This window comes from Arenibacter sp. F26102, from assembly GCF_023015865.1.
Classification (GTDB): Bacteria; Bacteroidota; Bacteroidia; order Flavobacteriales; family Flavobacteriaceae; genus Arenibacter.
The window spans coordinates 169,008-191,324 of record NZ_JALKBC010000006.1; the positions used below are offsets into that span (position 1 = coordinate 169,008).

The following is a 22,317-nucleotide window of genomic DNA, read 5'->3' on the forward strand; positions in this document are numbered from 1 at the left end:
CTCAGGACAAGTTAATCAAAAATAAATCGGCTGCAATCCCATCACTTAAAAATTTGCCTTTTTTCGAGACCAATAAACGATCATTCTCTATGTAAAGTAATCCGTCCTCTATTTTTTTTTGGGCCTGTTGCGTCAAATAGGCATAAAATTTCTGGCCAAACTCGGTTTTTATTCGCTCCAGGGATACACCCCAAATGGTCCGTAAACCAGTCATGACATATTCGTTGTAACGATCTGTTTTGGACAGCACCTCAGTTTCCATGGGCAGCTCGTTCTGGGCAATCGCTTTTATATATTTTGCATTGTTATTAATATTCCAACCCCTTCTAATTCCGTCGTACGAATGTGCGGAAGGTCCAATCCCAAGGTATTTTTTTCCTTGCCAATACGCGGTGTTATTGAGGGAGAAATATCCGGGTTTCCCAAAATTTGAAATTTCATAGTTTACGAATCCCGCTGCTGACAATTTCTGGACCAAGATATGGAAATGGGCTTCTGCCAATTCATCATCCAAAGGCGGGACAAGTCCTTTGTCTATAAATGTCTTTAAAGCGGTTTTAGGCTCTACGGTAAGGGCATAGCTGGAAATGTGGGGTACTCCAAAGGCCAATGCCTTTTCTATGTTGGAAATCCATCTTTCATTGGTCATTCCTGGAATGCCATAAATAAGATCGATGGAAATATTGTCAAAATAAACCTGTGCCAGGGCAATACATGCTTCAGCCTCCTGGGCATTATGTGCCCTATTCATCAGTTTCAAATCCTCCTCAAAAAAGGATTGTATACCGATACTTAGCCTATTGATGGACGATTTCTCCAATTCCTCTATTTTATCTTTCGACAGATCATCCGGATTGGCTTCCAAAGTTATTTCAGGATCAGCTACTACGGTACAATTACTATAAACTGCCCCAATTATCCGGTCGATTTCTATGGTATCCAACACCGATGGCGTTCCACCCCCAAAGTAAATGGTCTCTACAACTTCATCCTTAAACTCGTCCTTCCGCAATTCCAACTCCTTTATCAGTGCCAATATCATAGTCTCTTTCTTCCCCATATTAGTGGAAAAATGAAAATCGCAATAGTGACAGGCCTGCTTGCAAAAAGGAATATGTATGTAGATGCCGCTCATTTTTACAGTGGTCAGTGGTCAGTAAAATTAACCTATTTGGAACCAAACTTTTCAGGGTTATTAATCATAAAATAGATTAGCTTCCCGATTTCCTGACTTTCACTTACCATCTCATCGAATATTTCCTTTTTAATATATTGACATTCCATCGCATATTCCATCCATACTTGGGTTTCCAAATTCTCAGCATCGCTATCAGTTAATTTATTGATGAAATATTTCGGATAAAGTCGCTTAGCATAAGATTCAGCAATATTAGCAGAAACACTTCTGGAAGATCTTCTTATTTGATCGGTCAAGGAATATCTTTCTTCTCTAGGAAATGTTTTCGAAATCTCAAAAATCCTCATAGCCAAGGCAAAAGATTTTTTATAAGCCATTAAATCCTGAAATCTCATAACTACTGATTATTGTTCAATACATTAAAAATAATGTCATCAAATTAATTGGCATAGAGGTCTGGCCAATATTTTTACGGTTGGCATTGATCCCACTATTTACTTTTTACTGACTACTGTTCACTATATATCGGCTAAAGGATTACTATCATTACCCATGATATATTATTGACAATTGCTAATTGTTTATTGTTTATTGATTTTGTCTCCGTTTTGTTTAACAAAGGCATCCCAACCGCTATAACTTTTGCCTACTTCTATTCGGCCTTCATTATAAAAATGACAGACGGCCGCTGCCAGGCCATCGGTACTATCCAGATTTTTGGGAAGCGATTTTAAGCCCAAAACGCTCTGTAGCATTTTGGCCACCTGCTCCTTACTGGCGTTACCATTTCCTGTAATGGCCATTTTAATCTTTTTTGGAAGGTATTCCGTTATGGGGATTTGTCGCGATAATCCTGCGGCCATGGCTACTCCCTGGGCCCTGCCGAGTTTGAGCATGGACTGAACGTTCTTTCCAAAAAAAGGTGCCTCAATAGCAATTTCGTCTGGGTGATAAGTATCTATAAGCTCTATGGTGCGTTCAAAAATGAGTTTTAGCTTGGTATAGGGGTCATCGTATTTTTGAAGTAGGAGTTCGTTCATCTGAAGAAACTCCATCTTTTTATTCACCACCTTAATGAGGCCAAAGCCCATGATGGTGGTTCCGGGGTCTATTCCCAATATTATCTTTTCATTTGCCAAGGAAGGAATTGTTTATATTCTAGATTTATATTTCAATTGGAATTCACAATAATAGGAATCCTGAATTTTGAGGAAACCGGGACCCCTCGTTTTAGTGCGGGCGATAATGGGGGCAATCCTTTTAAGCTTTGAGTGATGATAGTGCGAAATTCCGGGATCTGATTTTCAATATCCTGGTTGCGTTGCACTTCCAAAACGGATATTTCACCTTTGTAGTCCACCAAAAAATCCACATATATAGAGGTATTGATATCGGAAACAAATTGAAACTCAAAATCCTCCAACGTCTCCGTATACTGCTCCAATAGTGTATTTTGAAAACACTCCAACTGCCCCTCCTTGTCCAACATTTCATCACAGTTGTCAAATAATGGATAGCGATCAACCTCATTAAAATTTATACTGCGCATTTCCTCGTTTACCAATTCTTGGGTTTTTTCTTCTTTGGAAGTAAACCAGTCGCAAGAGGTAAAAAGACAAAAACAAGCCAAAACCGCAACTTTCCTCATGTATGCCAGATTCTGGGCGGAAATTACAATTTTTTGATCAAATTAAGGGGTGTAGCCTTCAATTTCCTCCTCAATAGTCTAATCCTATGGGCTACAATTTTCAAGAAATAACCTTACCAACAGCACAGTGGCTACCCTATAGAAACAAATAGTAGCGTTTACTTATTGGTAATATGGTATTTCTGTTGTTCCGTAACAACAAGCATAGTAGTGGGCAATACCCCGTCCCTAAATAGAACTCTGTCCAAGTGACTATCTCAGTCATTTTGAGACCTAACATTTTTGAAAAATGCACAAATATGGGATGACGTTGTTATCTTTGTATACACCCTTGCAAAATGGCCGTCGTTCGTGTAGTGCGTTGTTGCCTGTCTTCGAGCATGGCAGGGATAAAGGGAGTCACAAATCATAGTACTTCCCGAATTTGGGAATGTCCGTTCGGTAGCCTTTCGTTGATCGATGTTTTATCCCGCAGGAGCTATGGCTGCGCATCATTCTTTTCATTACACGAAAAGGTCAGCGTTTCTAACCCCTTCCGGCTTCTCCTTTGTCGAACCCACCTTGTCCTCCCGCGGAAAACGCAGGACAGGCCTGATTAGGGGAAGGGGCTTTTTTTTAGCATTACATTGTGTGACAATAAAACTTTGAGTTTAATAATAATAACAATTGGCTCCTTCCCTTGGATAAGGGAAGGTGGATTCTCGGCCAGCAGCCGAGGAGACGGAAGGGATTGTAAGCCCAAGTCCTGGGAAAGCACATAATATTACCAATAGACAACTTAAATTAGGAAAACCCTAAAGCTAGTTAGAGCGTCACACTCGTACTTGAGCCTTCCAATACTGAATACATGTAGGCACGAGCGGGGGCTTCTCTCACGATACGCATCGGGAGTCCCTAAAATGGGACTCTGTCGAAGTGACTGGACCAGTCATTTCGACTGCTAAGGAGAAATCACACAGGTAGCTGTACGAAAATTGTAAATTAAAGGGAAAAAAGTAATATGTCTTAAAACAAAATATTAAATTTTAATAGTTCCGCGCCAATCTTGTGCGACTTCTCGTCATCCACAAAATGGGACTCTGTCTAAGTGACCACTCTGGTCATTTCGACAGAGCGATAGCGACGAGAAATCTCACTTGTAACTAAACCAAAACATCAATTGTGTGAATAAATTTTCAGCATTGAACTATAAACAATATGCATTGATTAAAACCATTGTATGTGCGACTTCTCGTCGTCCCTAAATGGGACTCTGTCGAAGTGACTATCTCCAGTCATTTCGACTGCTAAGGAGAAATCACACAAGTAGCTCAACGAAGTTTTGAAAGTTATCCGCGATGTAACTACCACTATGAACATGAAATATAGGATACCAAAATTAAAACCAAAACCTGTGCGACTTCTCTATCGTTGAGAAAAAGCAACTCATGTCGAAGTGACTGCACGATTCATTATTGTAATCCAATTAAACAATCTGATTATTCAAGGATTCCCACCTAGGATTAAAAGCTGAAATAAGAGTATTCTTCTTATCCCTTCGCCACTTTTTAATTTCCTTTTCCCTCCCTATGGCATCTTTTGGGTTTTCAAAACCTTCGTAATACACCAAATAAATGCAGTTATATTTGCCCGCAAAAGATTTCTTGGAATTTTGACTATCGAAATAGTGCTGGGATAACCTACGCTGTATATTATTGGTCACTCCTATATAGAGGGTTGTACGATGTTCGTTTGTGGTTATATATACAAAATGATTGTAAAACAATTAGAAGCTCGTGTTAGTGTTACCCAAATTTAGTTCATTATTCATAATTATTCGATAAACTCCTCATAGCAAAATGACCTCCCCTGTCATTTCGAATGAGCGATAGCGAGGAGAAACCGAAGGTTCACGAATACCCCTTAAATAAAATGTCATGAGCTAAATCGCACTGATAGCTCGACTTGAACTTGAATTATGCGCTGCAATTCACTCCTAACAACAATAATGAAAATGTGCCCAAACCATAACCAATATGTGCGACTTCTAGTCGTCCCGAAATGGGACTCTGTCGAAGTGACTATCTCCAGTCATTTCGAATGAGCGATAGCGACAAGAAATCTCACTTGTAACTAAACCAAAACATCAATTGTGTGCATAAATTTTCAGCATTGAACTATAAAAAATATGCATTGATTAAAACCATTGTATGTGCGACTTCTCGTCGTCCCAAAAAGGGACTCTGTCGAAGTGACTACTACAGTCATTTCGAACGAAGGTGAGAAACCGAAGGTTCACGAATACCCATGAAATAAAATGTCATGAGCTAAATCGCATTAGAAGCTAACGTGAATTTGAATTGTGTGCTTAACTTCAACCACAATTTGAAATATAAACTGGCCAAAACCAAGCATGTGCAACTTTCAATCATTGGGAAAAAGCAACTCATGTCCAAGTGAATGCCCCAGTCCTTCCCTATCCATGTAACAAATCCTCCCTATCTTCGTCAAACAGAGAACGTATTCCCGTCGGAATTTTAAAGAATAGTATGGACATTGCATTGTTGATTATTGGATTTGTTTTAATGTTCGTTGGCGTATTGGGAAGTTTTCTACCGGTACTTCCGGGAACGCCTATAAGTTGGGTAGGCCTACTCCTCCTCTACCTTACCAAAGCCATTCCTGATGATTGGGTCTTTTTGGGAATAACCTTGGCCATTGCCATTTTGGTCTTTACCCTGGACTACATTATTCCGGTTTGGGGAACCAAAAAATTCGGGGGAAGCAAATGGGGTATGATAGGTACCACAATTGGACTTTTGGCAGCCCTAATATTTCCTGTTCTAGGGTTTTCAGGCATCATTGTTTGGCCCTTTTTAGGGGCATTAGTGGGAGAGCTTATTAACAAAGCAGACCAAAAAACGGCCCTAAAGGCCGCCTTTGGTTCTTTTTTAGGGTTTTTAACCGGTACCTTCCTGAAATTTATGGTCGCCATAATGTATTTAGGCCTATTTATATTTAAAGCTTGGGAATATAAATCGGACTTATTTCCTTTTTTTAATTAACCTGCATTTCTACATCCATGTTACTTTCTCCTGCCACGGGCCTTTGCTGACCACCGGAATTTCTTCATCATAATAGCCCATATAGAAAAAGCCTAGGCATACCTCTCCAGAGTTCAGCTCAAAAAAATCGTCCATATATTTAATCAGCCCCGGGGAGCTCCAATAGCTACCTATGCCGATCTCTGTACAACAGAGCCACATATTTTGTACCGCCATGGCGGTTGCTGCAACCTCTTCCCATTCTGGTAAACTCTCTTGGGGATCTCGTTGCATACATATTGCTATAACAGCCCCAGCTTTTTTAGGATTTTGAATCAACTTTTCTACCTTGAACTGCTTGGGTTTGGGGTCGGTTTCCATATATTTTAAAGAAAGGAACAAGCCTAATTTTTCTTTAGTCTCTCCCTGTAGCACGCGGAAACGCCAAGGTTCCGTTTTTTTATGGGTTGGTGCAAAGTTGGCAGCCTCCAAGACCTTCTCTATAGACTCCTTGCTAATGGGTTTGTCATTATATTGTGCCGGAAAAACCGAGCGGCGCCTCTTAATTATATCAAAAATCATAATCTCTCTGTTTAAATATTACAAACTAAGGTTTTAAATCCCCTAGCGCGATTGGTTTAACAATAAATTAATACAATGCCGCAGGGCAGGGTTCCTATTATCCTCCTTCCAACAAACGAATAGCACTGCTCTTTGAGGAATGTTCTTTAGCTCAATAAACTTCACCTTCATCTGAAACCCGTATTGTAAGGAAGTGGGTATTATGGCTATACCCAAATTATTCTCCACCAGCTTAAAAATAGTCTGGGCATGCACAGATTTATGGGAAACCTTGGGGGTAAATCCGGCATCTTCACAAATGCTCATGACTGTATCAAAGTACAACGGACTATAATCTTGGGCGAAAAGAATAAAATTCTCTTCCGCCAATTGCCCTACATCCCGGAATTCCCTGGTCAATAATGGATATAGTTCCGGCAAAACAACAGAAAAAGTATCGGTATAGACCGGTTGAAGATTCAATCCTTCAGGTACTCTGGCCGTACGTACAAACCCCATATCCAATTTATCCTTTACAATGGCATTGATCTGGGCATTGTTGGACAACTCCTCCAAATTGGTCTGGATTCCCGGAAATCTATCCTTTAACTTTATCAAAAGATCGGGAATCACTTCTTGCATGGCAGAACCCAAAAAACCTATTCGGACTTCTCCAAAATTGCCATCCCGAATGTGCCTCAACTGCTTTTTGGTAACTTCCAAATGATTTAAGATGAACTCAATTTCACTTTTCAGATATTCCCCCGCTGCTGTCAGGGCTACTTTCTTTTTCGTCCGAATAAATAGCTTTACGTCCAATATCTCCTCCATTTGCTTAATCTGTCGGCTTAAGCCAGGTTGGGAAATACATAATTTTTCGGCAGCCTTTCTGTAATGTAACTCTTCTGCTACCGCTAAGAAATATTTAAAATGTCGGAGCTCCAATTGATAACCCATGGTTATTAAGTGTGTATATTAATAGTATTGGTGATTATCAAACTTAATCAATAAATTTATATTGATAAAAATAATCCCATGACTACTTCAAAAAAAATATTTTTTTTCGGGGAAGATCATCTAACTGCAGGTCTAGCTCTGGGCCTTACTAGGGGAACGATCCATGGACAAATCTCAGAAAAGGCAAGAAAAAAAATTCGGGCCAGTTATGAAGTCGTGGCCCATATAGTGGACCAAGGCCAACCTGTTTACGGCATCAATACCGGATTTGGCCCCTTATGTACCACCAAAATCTCCAAAACCGAAACCAAAATATTACAGACCAATATACTTCAAAGTCACAGTGTGGGGGTTGGACAACCTATTGAAAACGAAATTGCCAAATTAATGCTTGTTTTAAAGGCCCATTCCTTGGCACAAGGTTATTCTGGCATTGCAGAAACTACCATCGACCGAATAATCTGGCACATAGACAATGATGCCATTCCAATAGTACCCTCCCAAGGTTCGGTAGGAGCATCTGGTGACCTTGCTCCCTTATCCCATTTATTTTTACCACTAATAGGATTAGGAAAAGTCAGGTATATAAGAAAGGTAATTTCCACAGCGCAACTCCATAGAATTTATGGTCTTGAACCCTTGGAATTGGGCCCCAAAGAGGGACTAGCGCTAATAAACGGCACCCAATTTATTGCTGCCCACGCCGTAATGGTCATAGACAAAATGCACGCTTGTCTTACCCACGCCGATATTATTGGCGCTATGATGATCGAAGGGCTTCAAGGAAGTGTAAAACCCTTTTTTAAGAAACTACATGACCTGCGGCCATTTAAAGGAAATATTCATGTGGCGACGAGAATCCGTTTCCTATTGGAAGATTCCGAAATAATGCAAGACCATATCGATTGTGAACGGGTACAAGATCCCTATTCACTTAGGTGCATACCTCAAGTACACGGTGCTTCCAGAAATGCTTGGTTACATTTAAAGGAACTGTTGGAGGTAGAATTGAATTCAGTTACAGACAACCCCATAATCATAAACGAGGAACTAACTATCAGTGGAGGTAATTTTCACGGACAGCCTTTGGCCATGGCCTTGGATTATGCCTGCCTGGCCGCCTCCGAACTGGGAAACATCTCGGACCGCCGCATTTATTTGGCTTTGGAAGGCAACAGTCAAGGAGTGCCCAAATTATTGATGAAAGATACCGGAATCAATTCGGGTTATATGATCCTACAATATACCACGGCGGCTTTGGCCAGTGAAAACAAGGGATTGTGTTTTCCCGCCAGTGCCGATAGCATCCCCACCTCCTTAGGACAGGAAGACCATGTAAGCATGGGATCTATCAGTAGTAGAAAAGCCCTGCAGGTCCTGGAAAACGTGGAAAAAATCTTGGCCATAGAACTCCTTACAGCAGCACAGGCCTTTGAATTTAGAAAACCCATGAAATCCGGAGTATTATTGGACGAAGTCCATAAAGAAATTCGTAAAAAAGTGGCCTTTGCCCTTAAGGACAGGGTGTTTTCAGAGGATATTGAAAAAGGAATAGATATAATCAAAGGCCGCAGTGTTATCAGGACTGTGCAAAAAACCATGAAGCGGAACAAACTGAAAATGAACAGTCCGTATGAAATGGAATTTGAAGAATATTAGATTGCAGGTAGCGGGCCTCGGCAATTGGACTTTAGAAATAAGACAAAAATGAAAAAATACACCCTAATAGGACCTTTCAAGCAAATCTTGACGATGAGTGGAATGCCCCTTAAGGGTTCCTTGATGGACGAGCAATTGAACATAATAGAAAATGGAGGCATTATTATGGCTGATGAAAAAATATATGCAGTGGGACCTTATTCGCAAGTATCAGAAGAAGGAAATAACCTAAATGCAGAGAATTTACTCATCCTTTCCGATATGGTATGCATTCCAGGATTTATTGATTCCCACACCCACATATGCTTCGGAGGCAGCCGGGCCAATGACTATGCCCTTCGCAATTCCGGTAAAACTTATCTAGAGATTGCCAAAGCTGGTGGCGGAATCTGGGATACCGTTACCGAGACAAGAAAAGCGACAACTTCCTCTCTAATTGAGGGTGTAAAAACAAGGGCGGACCGACATTTGACCCATGGAGTGACCACCATAGAAGTAAAAAGTGGCTACGGACTTTCGATACAGGAGGAACTAAAAATGTTAAGGGCCATTGCATTGGCCAACGAACAATGCCAGTCCGACCTGATCCCTACCTGTTTGGCGGCACATATGGTACCTAAAGACTACAATGCAAGTCCAGCCGATTATCTCCTGGAAATAAGCACTTCACTATTTCCAATTCTAAAAAAGGAACAGTTAGCCAATAGGATCGATGCCTTTATAGAGGAAGGCGCCTTTTCCCCAACTTCAATAGCTCCCTATTTTGATAGTGCCAAAGAAATGGGCTTTGACATCACCGTACATGCCGATCAATTTTCTACAGGTGGAAGTGCCGTGGCGGTAAAATATGGTGCTATCAGTGCGGATCACTTGGAAGATAGTGGAGAAAAAGAAATTCAGCTTTTGGCCAATAGCAATGTAGTGGCAACCGCCTTGCCCGGCGCTTCCATAGGGTTGGGATGCCACTATGCGCCTGCTCGAAAATTGTTGGATGCTGGAGCCGCCGTGGCGATTGCCAGTGATTGGAATCCAGGATCTGCCCCCATGGGAAACCTATTGGTCCAAGCTGCAATTCTGGGCACCTTTGAAAAACTGACCAATGCCGAAGTACTGGCCGGGATTACCTATAGGGCTGCAGCAGCTTTGGGCTTAAGGGATCGTGGCAAAATTGAAACCGGACTTTTGGCCGATCTTATTGCTTTTCCTACCAAGAATTATAACGAAATTCTTTACCAACAAGGCATGTTGCTACCCTCCTTAGTTTGGAAAAAAGGAAGATTGGCTGTAGATGTATAAAACCTCAAAAAATGAATGGAACGATGACGACCGAGAATTTTAAAGCTCAAATATTACAGGGTATTCCAAAAGAATTACCAGTAAAAAGAAACTATCCGGAGAATACAAATAGGGCTCCCAAACGCAGGGACATCCTTTCCTTGGAAGAAAAAAAATTGGCCATCAGGAATGCCCTACGATATTTCCCCGTAGACTGGCACGAAACCTTAGGCAAGGAATTTGTAGAGGAATTGAATACGCTGGGCAGAATATATATGTACCGATTTAAACCAGATTACGCAATATACGCCAGACCCATCAATGCGTATCCGGCAAGAACTGCCCAAGCGGCCAGTATTATGCTAATGATTCAAAATAATTTGGATCCAAAGGTAGCACAACATCCCGAAGAACTCATAACCTATGGTGGTAATGGGGCTGTTTTTCAGAATTGGGCACAGTATCTAATTACAATGCAGTATTTAGCTTCTATGACCAATGAACAAACCCTGCATATTTATTCCGGGCATCCCATGGGACTATTTCCCTCTTCCAAAGAGGCCCCAAGAGTGGTAGTAACCAATGGCATGATGATTCCCAACTATTCCAAGCAAGAAGACTGGGAGAAATATAATGCCCTGGGAGTGACCCAGTACGGGCAAATGACCGCAGGCTCCTACATGTACATTGGTCCGCAAGGAATAGTTCACGGTACCACTATTACCGTACTTAATGCCTTTAGGAAAGTCTTGAAAAATGACGAATCAGCCAAAGGAAAAATATTCCTCACCTCTGGTCTAGGGGGTATGAGCGGAGCCCAGCCCAAGGCCGGAAATATTGCCGGCTGTATTACCATATGTGCGGAGGTAAACAAAATTGCCGCACAAAAAAGATACCAGCAAGCTTGGGTAGATGAGCTTTTGGAAGACTTGGACCAGTTGGTACAACGAACTAGAAAGGCCATCCAACAACAAGAAGTTGTTTCCCTGGCCTACATTGGTAACATTGTTGACGTATGGGAAAGCTTTTACCAGGAAAACATATTCATTCATTTGGGATCCGATCAGACCTCCCTTCATAATCCGTGGTCCGGGGGGTATTATCCGGTAGGGCTTACTTTTGAAGAATCCAATAATTTGATGCGCGATAATCCTGAAGTTTTTAGACAAAAAGTACAAGCTTCGTTAAGAAGACAGGTTGAGGCCATTAACAAACACACCGCCAATGGGACTTACTTTTTTGATTATGGCAATGCTTTTTTATTGGAAGCATCTAGAGCGGGTGCGGATATAATGGACAGTAATGGCAAAGATTTTAGATACTCGTCTTATGTCCAAGACATCCTAGGCCCTATGTGTTTCGATTACGGATTCGGGCCCTTTAGATGGGTATGCTCATCAGGGGACCCTAAGGATTTGCAAATAACCGATGATCTTGCACTTCAAATTTTAAAAGAAATTAGCGCTAATGCACCTTCAGAAATCCAGCAACAAATACAGGACAATATAAAATGGATACGGGAAGCCGCTTCCAATAATTTGGTAGTAGGCTCACAGGCGCGCATACTATATGCAGATGCAGAAGGAAGGACCAAAATTGCCGAGGCCTTTAACAACGCCATCAAGTCGGGAAAAATAACTTCACCTATAGTTTTGGGAAGAGACCACCATGACGTGGGCGGTACGGATTCCCCTTATAGGGAAACCAGCAATATTTATGACGGCAGCAGGCTTACCGCAGATATGGCAATCCAAAATGTTATTGGCGATAGTTTTAGGGGTGCCACTTGGGTATCCATTCACAACGGTGGTGGTGTAGGTTGGGGCGAGGTTATCAATGGAGGTTTTGGATTGGTTCTAGACGGTTCCACAGATGCCTCAAGACGTTTAAAAAGCATGCTTTTTTACGATGTAAACAATGGTATATCCAGAAGAAGTTGGGCCAGAAACAAGGAAGCAATATTTGCCCTAAAACGAGAAATGGCACGTTCTCCAGAATTAAAGGTAACCTTGCCCAATTTAGTGGAAGATGACATAATCAACGATTTGTTCAATTATTGATATCTGGATCAACAAAAATTGATGCTAAGGAATTGTTAAGGGAAGGTTTTCCTTTACCCAAACAAGATTACTTTTTGCTCGTTCAAATGCCGGGTCAATTTGCAATGCTTTGGTTAAAGCCGCTATGGCTTCTTTACGCTTCTTCAAGGCCATATAGGCACTTCCTATATTATTATAGGCAAATTTATTTTCTGCGTCCAATTCTAGTGCTTTCTCTGCTGCAAGAATACAATTTTCATATAGTTGATGATTATAATAGTCCAAACTTAAATCAATATAATTTTCAACAGAAGGTGTTTTTTCTGCCAACTCTTCAGCTAATTTTAACGAATACATCTCTATGTTTTTATTAGTCAAATAGAAGTTGGAGAATGAATCTTCGGGTGCGATTTCCAAAGTTTCTTTAACCAAAGAATCCAATTTTTCATAATCGCCCAAACTGTTATATATTTTCATTAATAAATGTCTAGTTTTCAAATCGAGTTTACTTAATGAAAATGCTATTTCTGCATTGGATAAGGCCTCCTGTAAGCGACTTTTATCAAAGAGAAATTGGGCATAATAGTGGTAGACTCGAGGATTCTTGGGCCCGTATTCAATTGCTTTTTTATAATTGATTTCAGCTTCATCCGGTTTATTCATTGCTTTATTAACTATGGCGAGGTTTGTATATAAAGTGGAATAATAAGGAGTATAGATAAGGGCTTTTGTAAAATAATCCAAAGCTATATCGTATTTACCTATTGCCATTTGAGTTAAACCATAGTGCATTAGTCCCCTCCCGTTTTGTGGGCTTTTAATAGTTACATCTTTCCATAGGCTTTCTTCCGACAGCCATACTCTATTTCGTTGCCTTGTTCCTATCATAAGAGCAAATAGAATAATAATTCCTAACAGTATTACGCCGTATTTGTAAATAGGCTTTCTATTTACAGTTGATTGACGGTTGATTATAAAAACCCCAATTGACCATGCAACACTTAGAGATAATCCTACAAAAGGAAAAAACATACGATGGTCATTTGTAACCTCAGCAAGCGGAACAAAACTCGAAGTAGGTATCAGAGAAATAAAAAACCAAATAATACCAAAAGCTATGGGTTTGGTCTCTTCTTTTTTTGATGTCTTGAATGCTATGACGATCATAGCAAAAACAAAAGCAAGGCCAGCATAAATCCGTTCATCAAACAGATTTGAAAATGCCAACCAGTCAGTGTCTGCAGATAAGTTAGTTGGAATGAAGAAGGTAAAGAAGTAACGGAATAAAACCCAAGGTTGTGTAATCAAATAATTTAATATTGAAGTTCCCCCTGGTTCAAATGCTGAATTTTGCATTTTTACAACAAAAAGACCCAAAAGGCCACAAACGATAAAAGCTGGCAATGTTTGAAGAAATGCTTTCTTGATAACAGCTATTCCTTTTTTGCTAAAAATTTCGAACAAAGAATTTTTCGACTCAAAAAGCAACACGTAGAAAAATAAAATCGGAGCGAACATCGTGGCGGGTTCCTTGATAAATATTCCGATTGCTACTGGAATTAAATACAAAAACCATTTTCGTTTTCCAGGATAGACAACATACACATAGAATGCCAAAACCACACTCAGCGTAGATAAAGAATCGCCCCGCTGATAGATATAATTTATAGTTTCCGCAATTGCCGGATGAAGTCCGTACAAAGCCACGGCAAAAAGGGCAAAATAATCAGACCATTGGTGTTGGGTGGCTTTGATCAAAATTTTTCTGAACAGAAAAAACATGAATATTAATTGAACTAAAAACCATAGAAATGTACTCAAGTGAAAATAAAAAGGGTTGTATCCTTTCCCTAGGTAATAATCAATCGCCAAAGATGTCATTGTAAGTGGCCTGTATGTTTGATGGGTAACCAAAGTGGAAGAGGTAGTGGCGTCTTTGAAAAAAGATGGAACATGTTTTAGGTCCTGTACATACGGATTATCTACTATTTGATTAAAGTCATCAAATACAAAACCATTGTCAAAGTGGTTTGTGTAGGTGAGTGTTACTGCAATTAATATTAGCAATAAAATTAATAAACTTTGTATCTTTTTATTCATGAAAACCTATATTGTCAGTAAACGATAAAAATGTGCCATATGATATTATCTTAGGATTCTTTTTTCCTTAGCACGGTTATAAAGTGTAAATCTCTACCAAATATTAAATTAAATGGAAAAGGATAAATAGGAATTTTACAGTTTAGAGTTTCAATTTCAATTCCTAAATCATTGAAAGTAGCTTTCCAAAAATCTAGATTTTTAAAATTGTAAATAACTTTGACACCATGAGGTGCGTTTCCAATCCAATCCATAAATTTTAATATGCCAAAATCAAGGGCATTATTATAGTGATGGTCTTTAATAATAATATACTTTCTACTTACTCTTGACGCTTCGACAATTAATTCTTTAATATTTGTTGTATGGTGTAAAACATCTACAAATAGAGTAGCATCAAACTCATTATTAGCATGAGGAATTGTTTTACCATCAAATATTTTAAAGGGTATAGCACAACTTTCACGCGAAAAAACATCTAGACCCTCTATTGTAATGTTTTTTTTCTTGTCTAAAATCAATTTAGAAATAGTTCCATCACCGCAGCCAATATCCAATACTCTAATATTATCTGGAATTTGCGCCGCTATTTGATTAGAAAGCACATCTATTCTTCGTAAGAATACATATTTGTTGTGTAATTTTTTGAATAGTTCAAGCATGTTTTTTTGTTAATATTTAAATTTTAATACTGTTAGATTCGACACATGGGTCAATTAATTTACCTCGTCTAAAAATTTAATCTTCTGGATAGTTCCGATAATACTTGAAAGGAAGCTCAAAAAAATTGTTTGAATGCCTATAATTATCATCACTATAGATGGAATCAAAGTTCTGAACGATGCACTGAGATCGGTTATGCGTCCATAATCTTCCTGCCGCCAGTTCATAAATAAATTTAAACTCATTATAAAACCTAAGATGAATATGAATAAACCTAGAAGTAGGCCTTTTTCAAGGTTAAAAAATTTAAATAGATTCAAGAACTTTTTTTCAACTGGAATCAAACCTTGATTGATTGCATAAATTCTACTTAGAAAGGAGAAACTCAGTATCTGATAACTTAATATTATTCCAGCCCCACAATAGGTCAATGTATGTAAATCAAATGTCAATTTCTTGGCATGGATGGGATTGATGCCTATTATTACAAATAGTATTGTTGAAATTAAAAACAAGATCAATCCTGGGTAAAAGAACAACCATTTTGGGCTGTACATCAATAAAAATTTCAAATGCCTCCAACCGTCTCTCCACGTTCTTAAATGGGGAGGTCTGCTTCTACCATCTTTCGATAATATTGTTGGCACTTCTGTAATTTTTAATTTAAAAATGCTTGCCTTGACAATCATTTCAGAAGCGAATTCCATTCCTGTGGTCCTCAGTTCAAGTTTTTGAATACTTTCTTTTCTGAATCCTCTTAATCCGCAATGAAAATCCTTTATTTTAATTTTAAAAAAAAGCCGTCCAATGAATGAAAGAACCGGATTACCTAGGTATTTGTGTAAAAAAGGCATCGCACCTTTTTCAATGCCCCCTTTGAACCTATTGCCCATCACTAAATCATTCCCCTCTCTTAATTTTAAAACAAATGGCATCAGGTTAGAAAAATCATAGCTGTCATCGGCATCTCCCATAATTATAAATTCGCCTTTTGAACCTTTAATTGCCCCCATTAATGCAGCCCCATACCCTTTTTCATCAATATATACCACGTGAGCACCATTCCTCTGGGCTATTTCAATTGAACCATCTGTACTTCCATTATCGCCAATTACCACTTCGCCGGATACATTGTTTTCTTTTAAGAAATTTCGTGCCTTATTTATACATATTTCTATCGTTTCCGCTTCATCTAAACAAGGAATCACTATTGATAATTCTACATTTTTATTTGACTCGGTCATAGATCCTCTTTTTTGAAAGTTTGATACAATTTATTTTGGTTGCTAAGATGAATAGATTCCTTCTTAATTAAAAATTATCGGGTTCAAATAGTTCAAAAACTAACAAATTTTATGGTGAATTTTTTTAATAAATTGCAAAGCATGTAGTGTGTTCTGTTGATTCATAATCTTTGCCCTATAAATCTGGCCAACGGCCTGTAAAATATCATGTTTATACAAATAGAAAGCTATTTGCGCATTTGATTGTGTCATCTTTCCAATTAGCACTAAAATTCATTTAATAGTTGGACTAGTCCAATACTCGGTATTTAAAATCCAATATTCAATCATCTACAGTCTCATTCAGAAAATGAAGATTTTTATCAGCAGTTTCTATATCCGAACTCTTTCTGAAACCATAATATGGAGCCAAAATTATGACCGGAAATCCAGTCTTCCATCTGCTATCCAATATTACCTCAGCTATAATCAAGTTTTACGCAACGCTAAGATTAAGGATAAATTTAGACCTTATTTCAAGTGAAAACCGCAAAAAAATTCATCTTCCCTTTTTTCCTTTTTGAATTGTTCGACTTGACCAAAACTCAAAATAACAAATAAATTTTCGACAAACAAAGCGGCGACTTACAATCATTGATGAAAGAGGCTAGTTTCAAAAACCCATCGACTCAATTTATCGTCCTATTGACCTTGTACGAGAAAAGCATATTCCTTTCTAAAAATCCAATTCTGAATTTAGGAGATTTATAGAGACCTAGAGAGTCTCAATTTCGTCTATTAAAAAACTATTGAATCCTTTGAACACTCATTGAAACTCAAACCCAGATGAACATGGGCCAATAATATTTTTATGGAGTTATTTACGGGAGGAACTAAATAATTTTGGAAAACAAACGATTGCCATAGATATTCTATATTACATTACTTCCATAAATACCTTTGCCCCTACAGGAACCATAATGATCGTTACCCTGTCCATTATATTGGGATTTCAACTTATCCTTCAAGCTATCCAATACGACATTATAAATGCGCCAAAAGCGCAATAAAAAACCGCCAAGTATCTTAAAAAATACTTGTTCACATTTGTGCGCAAGAAAGGGAAAAACACTAATATTGATATAGGAGTTTTCACACTTATCAATCGCTTTGTTCCGTTCATTATCGACCTGGAACAAATTCATCGGTTAGTTAGGCCATCAACCTATAAAATTCAATAAGAATGCACACCTATTCCAAAACCGACTCATTGCTCTGGACAGGCCGCAAGTCTGGTCAACAATTCTACCTACATGAAAAAGTTGTTTTCATAGAACTTAATTATGATAAATTTCCCAGTATCAATACACCGGCTTGGGCAATATTGGGTTATGCCTGCGATGAGGGCGTTAAAAGGAATGAAGGGCGAATTGGTGCCGTCCTTGGCCCAGATGCCATAAGAAAGCAACTGGCCAAGCTGCCCAATCACCTGTCAGAAAGCACTTTATTAATGGATGTGGGAACCATAGATTGTAAAGACGGGGATTTAAAAAAAACACAAACGGTTTTGGCGCGTACCGTTACACAAATACTAATGCAAAATACATTCCCAATTGTTATTGGAGGCGGACATGATATTGCCTTTGGCCATTACAACGGAATAAAAAAATATCTAGAAGCGGAAGGCGGGAAAAAAACCATTGGCATCATCAATTTTGATGCCCATTTTGACCTTCGTCAAAACGAATCCAACAATAATTCCGGAACACCTTTTTATCAAATTGCCCAAGAATGCAAACTGGACAAGTCCAGATTTAAATATATGTGTTTGGGGATTCGTGAAGATGCCAATAGTAAAATCCTATTTGAAACCGCAAAGGAATTGGGGGTTTCCTTTATTGAAAAAAAACACTTCAATCTTTTACATTTCAATAAAATAAAGAAGGGGATAGAGGATTTTATAGCAGACGTAGACCACATCTATACAACTATTGATATGGACGGGTTTTCTTCGGCCTATGCTCCTGGTGTTAGTGCTGCCTCTCCAATGGGCTTTTCCCCGGAAATGGTTTTGGAATGCTTGAAAATTATTATCGATTCCAAAAAGATGATAAGTCTGGATATTGCTGAAATGAATCCTACTTATGACATTGACCAACAAACGGCAAAATTGGCAGCCTCGTTAATTCATTTTGTAATCCACAACTACCACTAATACCCAAATTTTTAGAATTTATTTCTAATTTCAACATAGCAACGGCATTATTCCAACCATGATCGGTAATACTTGCCATCATCAATATCCATAGCTGCCTTGGTTATTTGCAAAGGTCTAAAAGTGTCTATCATTACAGCCAACTCCTCAGTTTTGGATTTTCCTATACTAGCCTCATAAGTCCCTGGATGTGGCCCGTGGGGAATACCCGCCGGATGCAATGAAATATATCCCTTATCTATATTCTTACGGCTCATAAAATCGCCATCCACATAATATAACACCTCATCGGAATCTATATTGGAATGATTATATGGGGCAGGTATGGACTGGGGGTGATAGTCGTACAAGCGCGGAACGAAGGAACAGACTACAAAGGCGGTAGTTTCAAAAGTCTGATGCACAGGAGGTGGTTGGTGTACGCGTCCTGTAATGGGTTCAAAATTATGTATGGAAAAGCCATAAGGATAATTGTACCCATCCCAACCTACCACGTCAAAAGGGTGCGAGGCGTAAACCAAATGGTGCAATTGTCCCTGTTTTTTTACTTTGATCACAAAATCGCCCAACTCATCATGGGTTTGTAAATTCTGCGGAAGTTTGAAATCCCGCTCACAAAAAGGCGAATGTTCCAAGTGCTGTCCAAACCAGTTCCTATATCTTTTCGGCGTGTAAATTGGATGATATGATTCGGCAATCAACAACCTATTCTCCTCACTATCAAAGCTAATTTGGTAGATCATTCCGCGGGGAATAACAAGATAATCCCCATACTCGAACTTTATTTCCCCCAACATAGTTTTCAAAACTCCTGTGCCTTTGTGAATAAACATCAATTCATCGGCATCCGCATTTTTATAAAAATATTCGGTCATGGATTTTTTGGGTGCTGCAAGCGAGACATGTACATCCGAATTGAATAACATAACTGTTCTACTTTCCAAAAAATCGTTCATGGGCTTCACTTCAAAACCTTTGAACAATCTGGACTTTATATTATAGGATACCATAGCTTTAGGGGAAAAGTCAAAGAACTTGCCAACTTCCTTTACCATTGTAGGTCTATGCAGATGGTACAAAAGAGATGACATACCGTCAAAGCCAATAGTTCCGAACAGTTGTTCATAATGTAAACTGCCGTCCTTTTTCTTAAAAATAGTATGTCTTTTGGGGGGAATTTTACCTAAATTATGATATAAGGGCATAACAGTAACGTTATTAATGATTCCTTACTAAAAATACGATAAAATAAGGAGTATCTAAAATTATAGCTTCAATTAAGGAGCGGATAAAGGATAGACAACAGCCGTGCTAAACAAATAGTTCTGAAAATAGGGCTGTTCTAAACGATGGTAAGGGAAGTAGAATGTTAAAAGGCTTTAACTCCAACACTATGAAAACAAAAAAAGCCTCCCAATATGGAAAGCCTTTCATCGGTTCTTGTCGGTCCAAATTTACATCTGAACGGTTCGACAAATACAACCTTGCCCCAATTTACATTGAGACACAACACAACACGACAAAGATAATAAAGGTTTTTAGATTTTCACTGTTTGGAAGATCTTATTTGGACAATCATCCCATCGCCTATTCTAATTTGGTTAGAGTACAAAATTGAATCCTGATTCTTCCAGTCTTTTGTACTTTTCATAATCGAACCTATATAAAAAAGCTCCCTTTTTTGAGGTAGATTTATCCTTTTCATCCAATTTTATAAGCAAATTGAAGGATAATAATTTCTTTCTAAAATTGCGATCATCCAATTTGTTCTGATAAATGGCCTCGTATAATGATTGAAGCTGTGGAATAGTAAATTTTTCCGGTAGGAGTTCAAATCCGATAGGTCTAAGTGTGGTTTTCTGCTTTAATCGCTCCAAAGCATCAGCGATCATTACGTTGTGGTCAAGGACCAAATCCGGGATATCTTCCAATGCAAACCATTTGGCACCATGCAATTCCACCTGCTCCCTATCATAATCGCTAATTCTTATCAGGGCGTATTGGGCAATGGAAATACATCTTGCCCCTGAATCCCTGTCAACATCGCTATACACCTTTAGCTCTTCCAAAAAAATATTTTCCAAGCCTGTAAACTGGAGTAGCACACGCCTCGCAGCATCGGAAACACTCTCCTCCTCATCCACAAAACTGCCGATTAAGGACCATTCCCCCTTAAATGGGTCTATTCTTCTCCTAAAGACCAGAAGCTTCAATATGCCTTCATCAAAACCAAAAACAATGCAATCTGTTGCCACAAGTATTTTAGGCTGCGCAATATAAGTCCGTCTATTCTCCAAAGCCTTCATTTCATCTATAATTCACTAAAATATCAAAAATAAATTTCATATCAACAAAAGCCCATATTTTATACCCCATAAACCTAAACATAAAAAACAATGATATGAGGCCATAGTCAAAAATGATTTTATTCAATAAAAACCAGTAATTACCTCAATATATTTAGCAGTCATTTAACATCAAATCTCCTTGATTATAAATAACTTGTAATAAAAATATGAGAAATATAGCTATGTTTTGGGTGGCCGCAACAACGATGGTTTTAATTTCTCTTACCATCATGGCCGCAATGAACTTTCCTTTTAATTGGATTTTTTATATTACAGTCCTAGGACAGATAATGCTTGTATATATGGTTTTTAAGGTACTTACGGACAATTATACCACGGACAAGACCTTTGAGGACTTTTATGAAGATCATCCGATAAAAAATGAAATTAGTTAGAGGTTGATACTTCCCTGCCTTTTTTACTGTTGGGCGGAGTTCCCATACCCAATTCCGGTATTACCAATAATGGTATTTGGGTGTGAAAAGCCAAACGTTTAATGACAGGTTCACGGGTCATTTTCTCCATATAGCTGTGCTGATAATTGAGCATGGCCAACAAATGAATGTCCAATTCATTTGCAAAAACTTCCAAGGTCTGGGAAACGGAATTTAATTCTGAAATCGTATGAACGTAATGTTCTACCTCACCTATGTACTTCCTTAACATATTTAGGTTGAATTGCTGTACCTCCGTAAGGGATTTAATCTCGTATTGTACATGTACAATCCTAATGGCCGCCTTAAAGGATTTTGCCATTTCCAATAATGGCCTGAGTTCGGAAGTTGTATAAAAACGGTTAAAATCTGTTGCAAAAGCGATTTCCGAGGGAGTTCTAAACTTAAAATGTTGTGGTATGGCGAGAACTGGGCAGTTCTTTATCGATTTTATTATTCTAACGGTATTGCTTCCCATGAACACCTCCTCCAATCCGGATGCGCCCTTGGTTCCTGTAACCACTAAATCTATTTGATGGGTTTCTATAATATTCTTTATTTCATCTACCAAGAGACTAAAGGAGGAAATGGTTACAAACCTATGTTTGGGATTGTGATATGTTTTCTGAATCTGCTCCAATAGCTGCTCCAAACCTTTTTCAGAATTGGACTTTACTACATCCTCACAAGCTTTCCCAACGGCACCTGTCGCCATAAATCTACTATGGGCAATAGTGGGTGTATAAGTATTTAAAATATAGAACTCGCACTCCTGATGCTTATAAAGTGAAATTGCATATTTGGTTGCATTCCAAGCATTGGGAGAAAAATCTGTAGGCAATAATATCTTTTTCAAACTGGTCTAAATTTTATAATTGCCTTTGTGGAGGCATAAACTACAGCGTAAAATTATAGCAAGTTAAAAACCTGTACTATGACATTTATCAGCTTTTGGGTATGGTAGCGAATAGTTGAAAAAAGCGGATATATGCAAGATAAAAAGCAGCTTACAGTGGAATTACAACATAAAGAAG

At 38.6% G+C, this 22,317-nt stretch carries 19 protein-coding genes; 6 read left to right on the forward strand and 13 right to left on the reverse strand.

The genetic code is table 11. From position 1 onward, the window contains the following. Window position 1 precedes the first annotated feature (1 nt). From hemW to MWU78_RS10585, 5 genes are all read right to left on the reverse strand, one after another. Entirely contained in the window at window positions 2-1,135 is a 1,134-nt protein-coding gene (gene hemW / locus MWU78_RS10565) for a radical SAM family heme chaperone HemW (protein ID WP_246997696.1), read from the reverse strand. Window positions 1,136-1,167: 32 nt separating this feature from the next. Next, window positions 1,168-1,533: a four helix bundle protein gene (locus tag MWU78_RS10570; protein WP_246997698.1), complete on the reverse strand. Its 366-nt coding sequence runs from the start codon at window positions 1,531-1,533 to the stop codon at window positions 1,168-1,170. A gap of 186 nt (window positions 1,534-1,719) precedes the next feature. Further along, window positions 1,720-2,277: a crossover junction endodeoxyribonuclease RuvC gene (gene ruvC, locus MWU78_RS10575; protein WP_111623759.1), complete on the reverse strand. Its 558-nt coding sequence runs from the start codon at window positions 2,275-2,277 to the stop codon at window positions 1,720-1,722. Window positions 2,278-2,309: 32 nt separating this feature from the next. Next, window positions 2,310-2,786, reverse strand: coding sequence for a hypothetical protein (locus tag MWU78_RS10580; RefSeq protein ID WP_246997700.1), 477 nt, complete (start codon window positions 2,784-2,786; stop codon window positions 2,310-2,312). A 1,465-nt stretch (window positions 2,787-4,251) separates the two neighbouring features. Further along, window positions 4,252-4,551 (reverse strand): GIY-YIG nuclease family protein, encoded by a 300-nt coding sequence (locus MWU78_RS10585; protein ID WP_246997702.1) that lies wholly within the window; start codon window positions 4,549-4,551, stop codon window positions 4,252-4,254. A gap of 763 nt (window positions 4,552-5,314) precedes the next feature. On the opposite strand from MWU78_RS10585, the gene MWU78_RS10590 reads away from it, so the two are divergent. Continuing rightward, window positions 5,315-5,830 (forward strand): DUF456 domain-containing protein, encoded by a 516-nt coding sequence (locus MWU78_RS10590; RefSeq protein WP_246997704.1) that lies wholly within the window; start codon window positions 5,315-5,317, stop codon window positions 5,828-5,830. Between the two features lie 9 nt (window positions 5,831-5,839). On the opposite strand, the gene MWU78_RS10595 is transcribed toward MWU78_RS10590, so the two are convergent. Together MWU78_RS10595 and MWU78_RS10600 are read right to left on the reverse strand one after the other, a co-directional pair. Beyond that, window positions 5,840-6,391 carry a nitroreductase gene (locus MWU78_RS10595; RefSeq protein ID WP_246997706.1) on the reverse strand — a complete coding sequence of 184 codons (552 nt, stop codon included), beginning with the start codon at window positions 6,389-6,391 and terminating at the stop codon, window positions 5,840-5,842. A gap of 42 nt (window positions 6,392-6,433) precedes the next feature. Beyond that, complete coding sequence (locus MWU78_RS10600) at window positions 6,434-7,327, reverse strand: LysR family transcriptional regulator (RefSeq protein ID WP_246997707.1); 894 nt, start codon at window positions 7,325-7,327, stop codon at window positions 6,434-6,436. A gap of 78 nt (window positions 7,328-7,405) precedes the next feature. Here MWU78_RS10600 and hutH point away from each other — a divergent pair, with 78 nt between their 5' ends. Genes hutH through MWU78_RS10615 form a run of 3 tightly spaced genes read left to right on the forward strand, consistent with a single transcriptional unit; the run spans window position 7,406 to window position 12,321 of the window. Further along, a complete protein-coding gene (hutH, locus tag MWU78_RS10605; RefSeq protein ID WP_246997708.1) occupies window positions 7,406-8,986 on the forward strand; it encodes a histidine ammonia-lyase in 1,581 nt (526 codons plus the stop codon). Between the two features lie 48 nt (window positions 8,987-9,034). After that, on the forward strand, window positions 9,035-10,282 hold the full coding sequence (gene hutI, locus MWU78_RS10610; RefSeq protein WP_246997709.1) for an imidazolonepropionase: 1,248 nt from the start codon (window positions 9,035-9,037) through the stop codon (window positions 10,280-10,282). Window positions 10,283-10,293: 11 nt separating this feature from the next. Next, window positions 10,294-12,321, forward strand: coding sequence for a urocanate hydratase (locus MWU78_RS10615; RefSeq protein ID WP_246997710.1), 2,028 nt, complete (start codon window positions 10,294-10,296; stop codon window positions 12,319-12,321). Between the two features lie 24 nt (window positions 12,322-12,345). Here the strand turns inward: MWU78_RS10615 and MWU78_RS10620 are convergent, their stop codons facing one another. The 3 genes from MWU78_RS10620 to MWU78_RS10630 are packed head-to-tail and all read right to left on the reverse strand — an operon-like array spanning window position 12,346 to window position 16,307. Then, entirely contained in the window at window positions 12,346-14,400 is a 2,055-nt protein-coding gene (locus MWU78_RS10620) for a tetratricopeptide repeat protein (RefSeq protein ID WP_246997711.1), read from the reverse strand. Window positions 14,401-14,450: 50 nt separating this feature from the next. Next, the gene (locus tag MWU78_RS10625) at window positions 14,451-15,062 is read right to left on the reverse strand and encodes a class I SAM-dependent methyltransferase (protein WP_246997712.1); all 612 of its coding nucleotides are present in this window, start codon (window positions 15,060-15,062) and stop codon (window positions 14,451-14,453) included. 54 nt (window positions 15,063-15,116) lie between these two features. Next, entirely contained in the window at window positions 15,117-16,307 is a 1,191-nt protein-coding gene (locus MWU78_RS10630) for a glycosyltransferase family 2 protein (protein ID WP_246997713.1), read from the reverse strand. Between the two features lie 1,222 nt (window positions 16,308-17,529). On the opposite strand from MWU78_RS10630, the gene hutG reads away from it, so the two are divergent. After that, window positions 17,530-18,501, forward strand: coding sequence for a formimidoylglutamase (hutG, locus tag MWU78_RS10635; RefSeq protein ID WP_246997714.1), 972 nt, complete (start codon window positions 17,530-17,532; stop codon window positions 18,499-18,501). A 47-nt stretch (window positions 18,502-18,548) separates the two neighbouring features. Here hutG and MWU78_RS10640 read toward each other — a convergent pair whose 3' ends face one another. Both MWU78_RS10640 and MWU78_RS10645 read right to left on the reverse strand, forming a co-directional pair. Next, entirely contained in the window at window positions 18,549-19,706 is a 1,158-nt protein-coding gene (locus MWU78_RS10640) for a homogentisate 1,2-dioxygenase (protein ID WP_246997715.1), read from the reverse strand. Window positions 19,707-20,102: 396 nt separating this feature from the next. Next, on the reverse strand, window positions 20,103-20,807 hold the full coding sequence (locus MWU78_RS10645) for an NUDIX domain-containing protein (protein ID WP_246997716.1): 705 nt from the start codon (window positions 20,805-20,807) through the stop codon (window positions 20,103-20,105). A 209-nt stretch (window positions 20,808-21,016) separates the two neighbouring features. Between MWU78_RS10645 and MWU78_RS10650 the strand changes: the two genes are divergently transcribed. Then, complete coding sequence (locus tag MWU78_RS10650) at window positions 21,017-21,244, forward strand: hypothetical protein (protein WP_246997717.1); 228 nt, start codon at window positions 21,017-21,019, stop codon at window positions 21,242-21,244. On the opposite strand, the gene MWU78_RS10655 is transcribed toward MWU78_RS10650, so the two are convergent. Beyond that, on the reverse strand, window positions 21,237-22,139 hold the full coding sequence (locus MWU78_RS10655; RefSeq protein ID WP_246997718.1) for a universal stress protein: 903 nt from the start codon (window positions 22,137-22,139) through the stop codon (window positions 21,237-21,239). The two genes, MWU78_RS10650 and MWU78_RS10655, sit on opposite strands and share 8 nt — an antisense overlap. Between the last annotated feature and the right edge of the window lie 178 nt (window positions 22,140-22,317).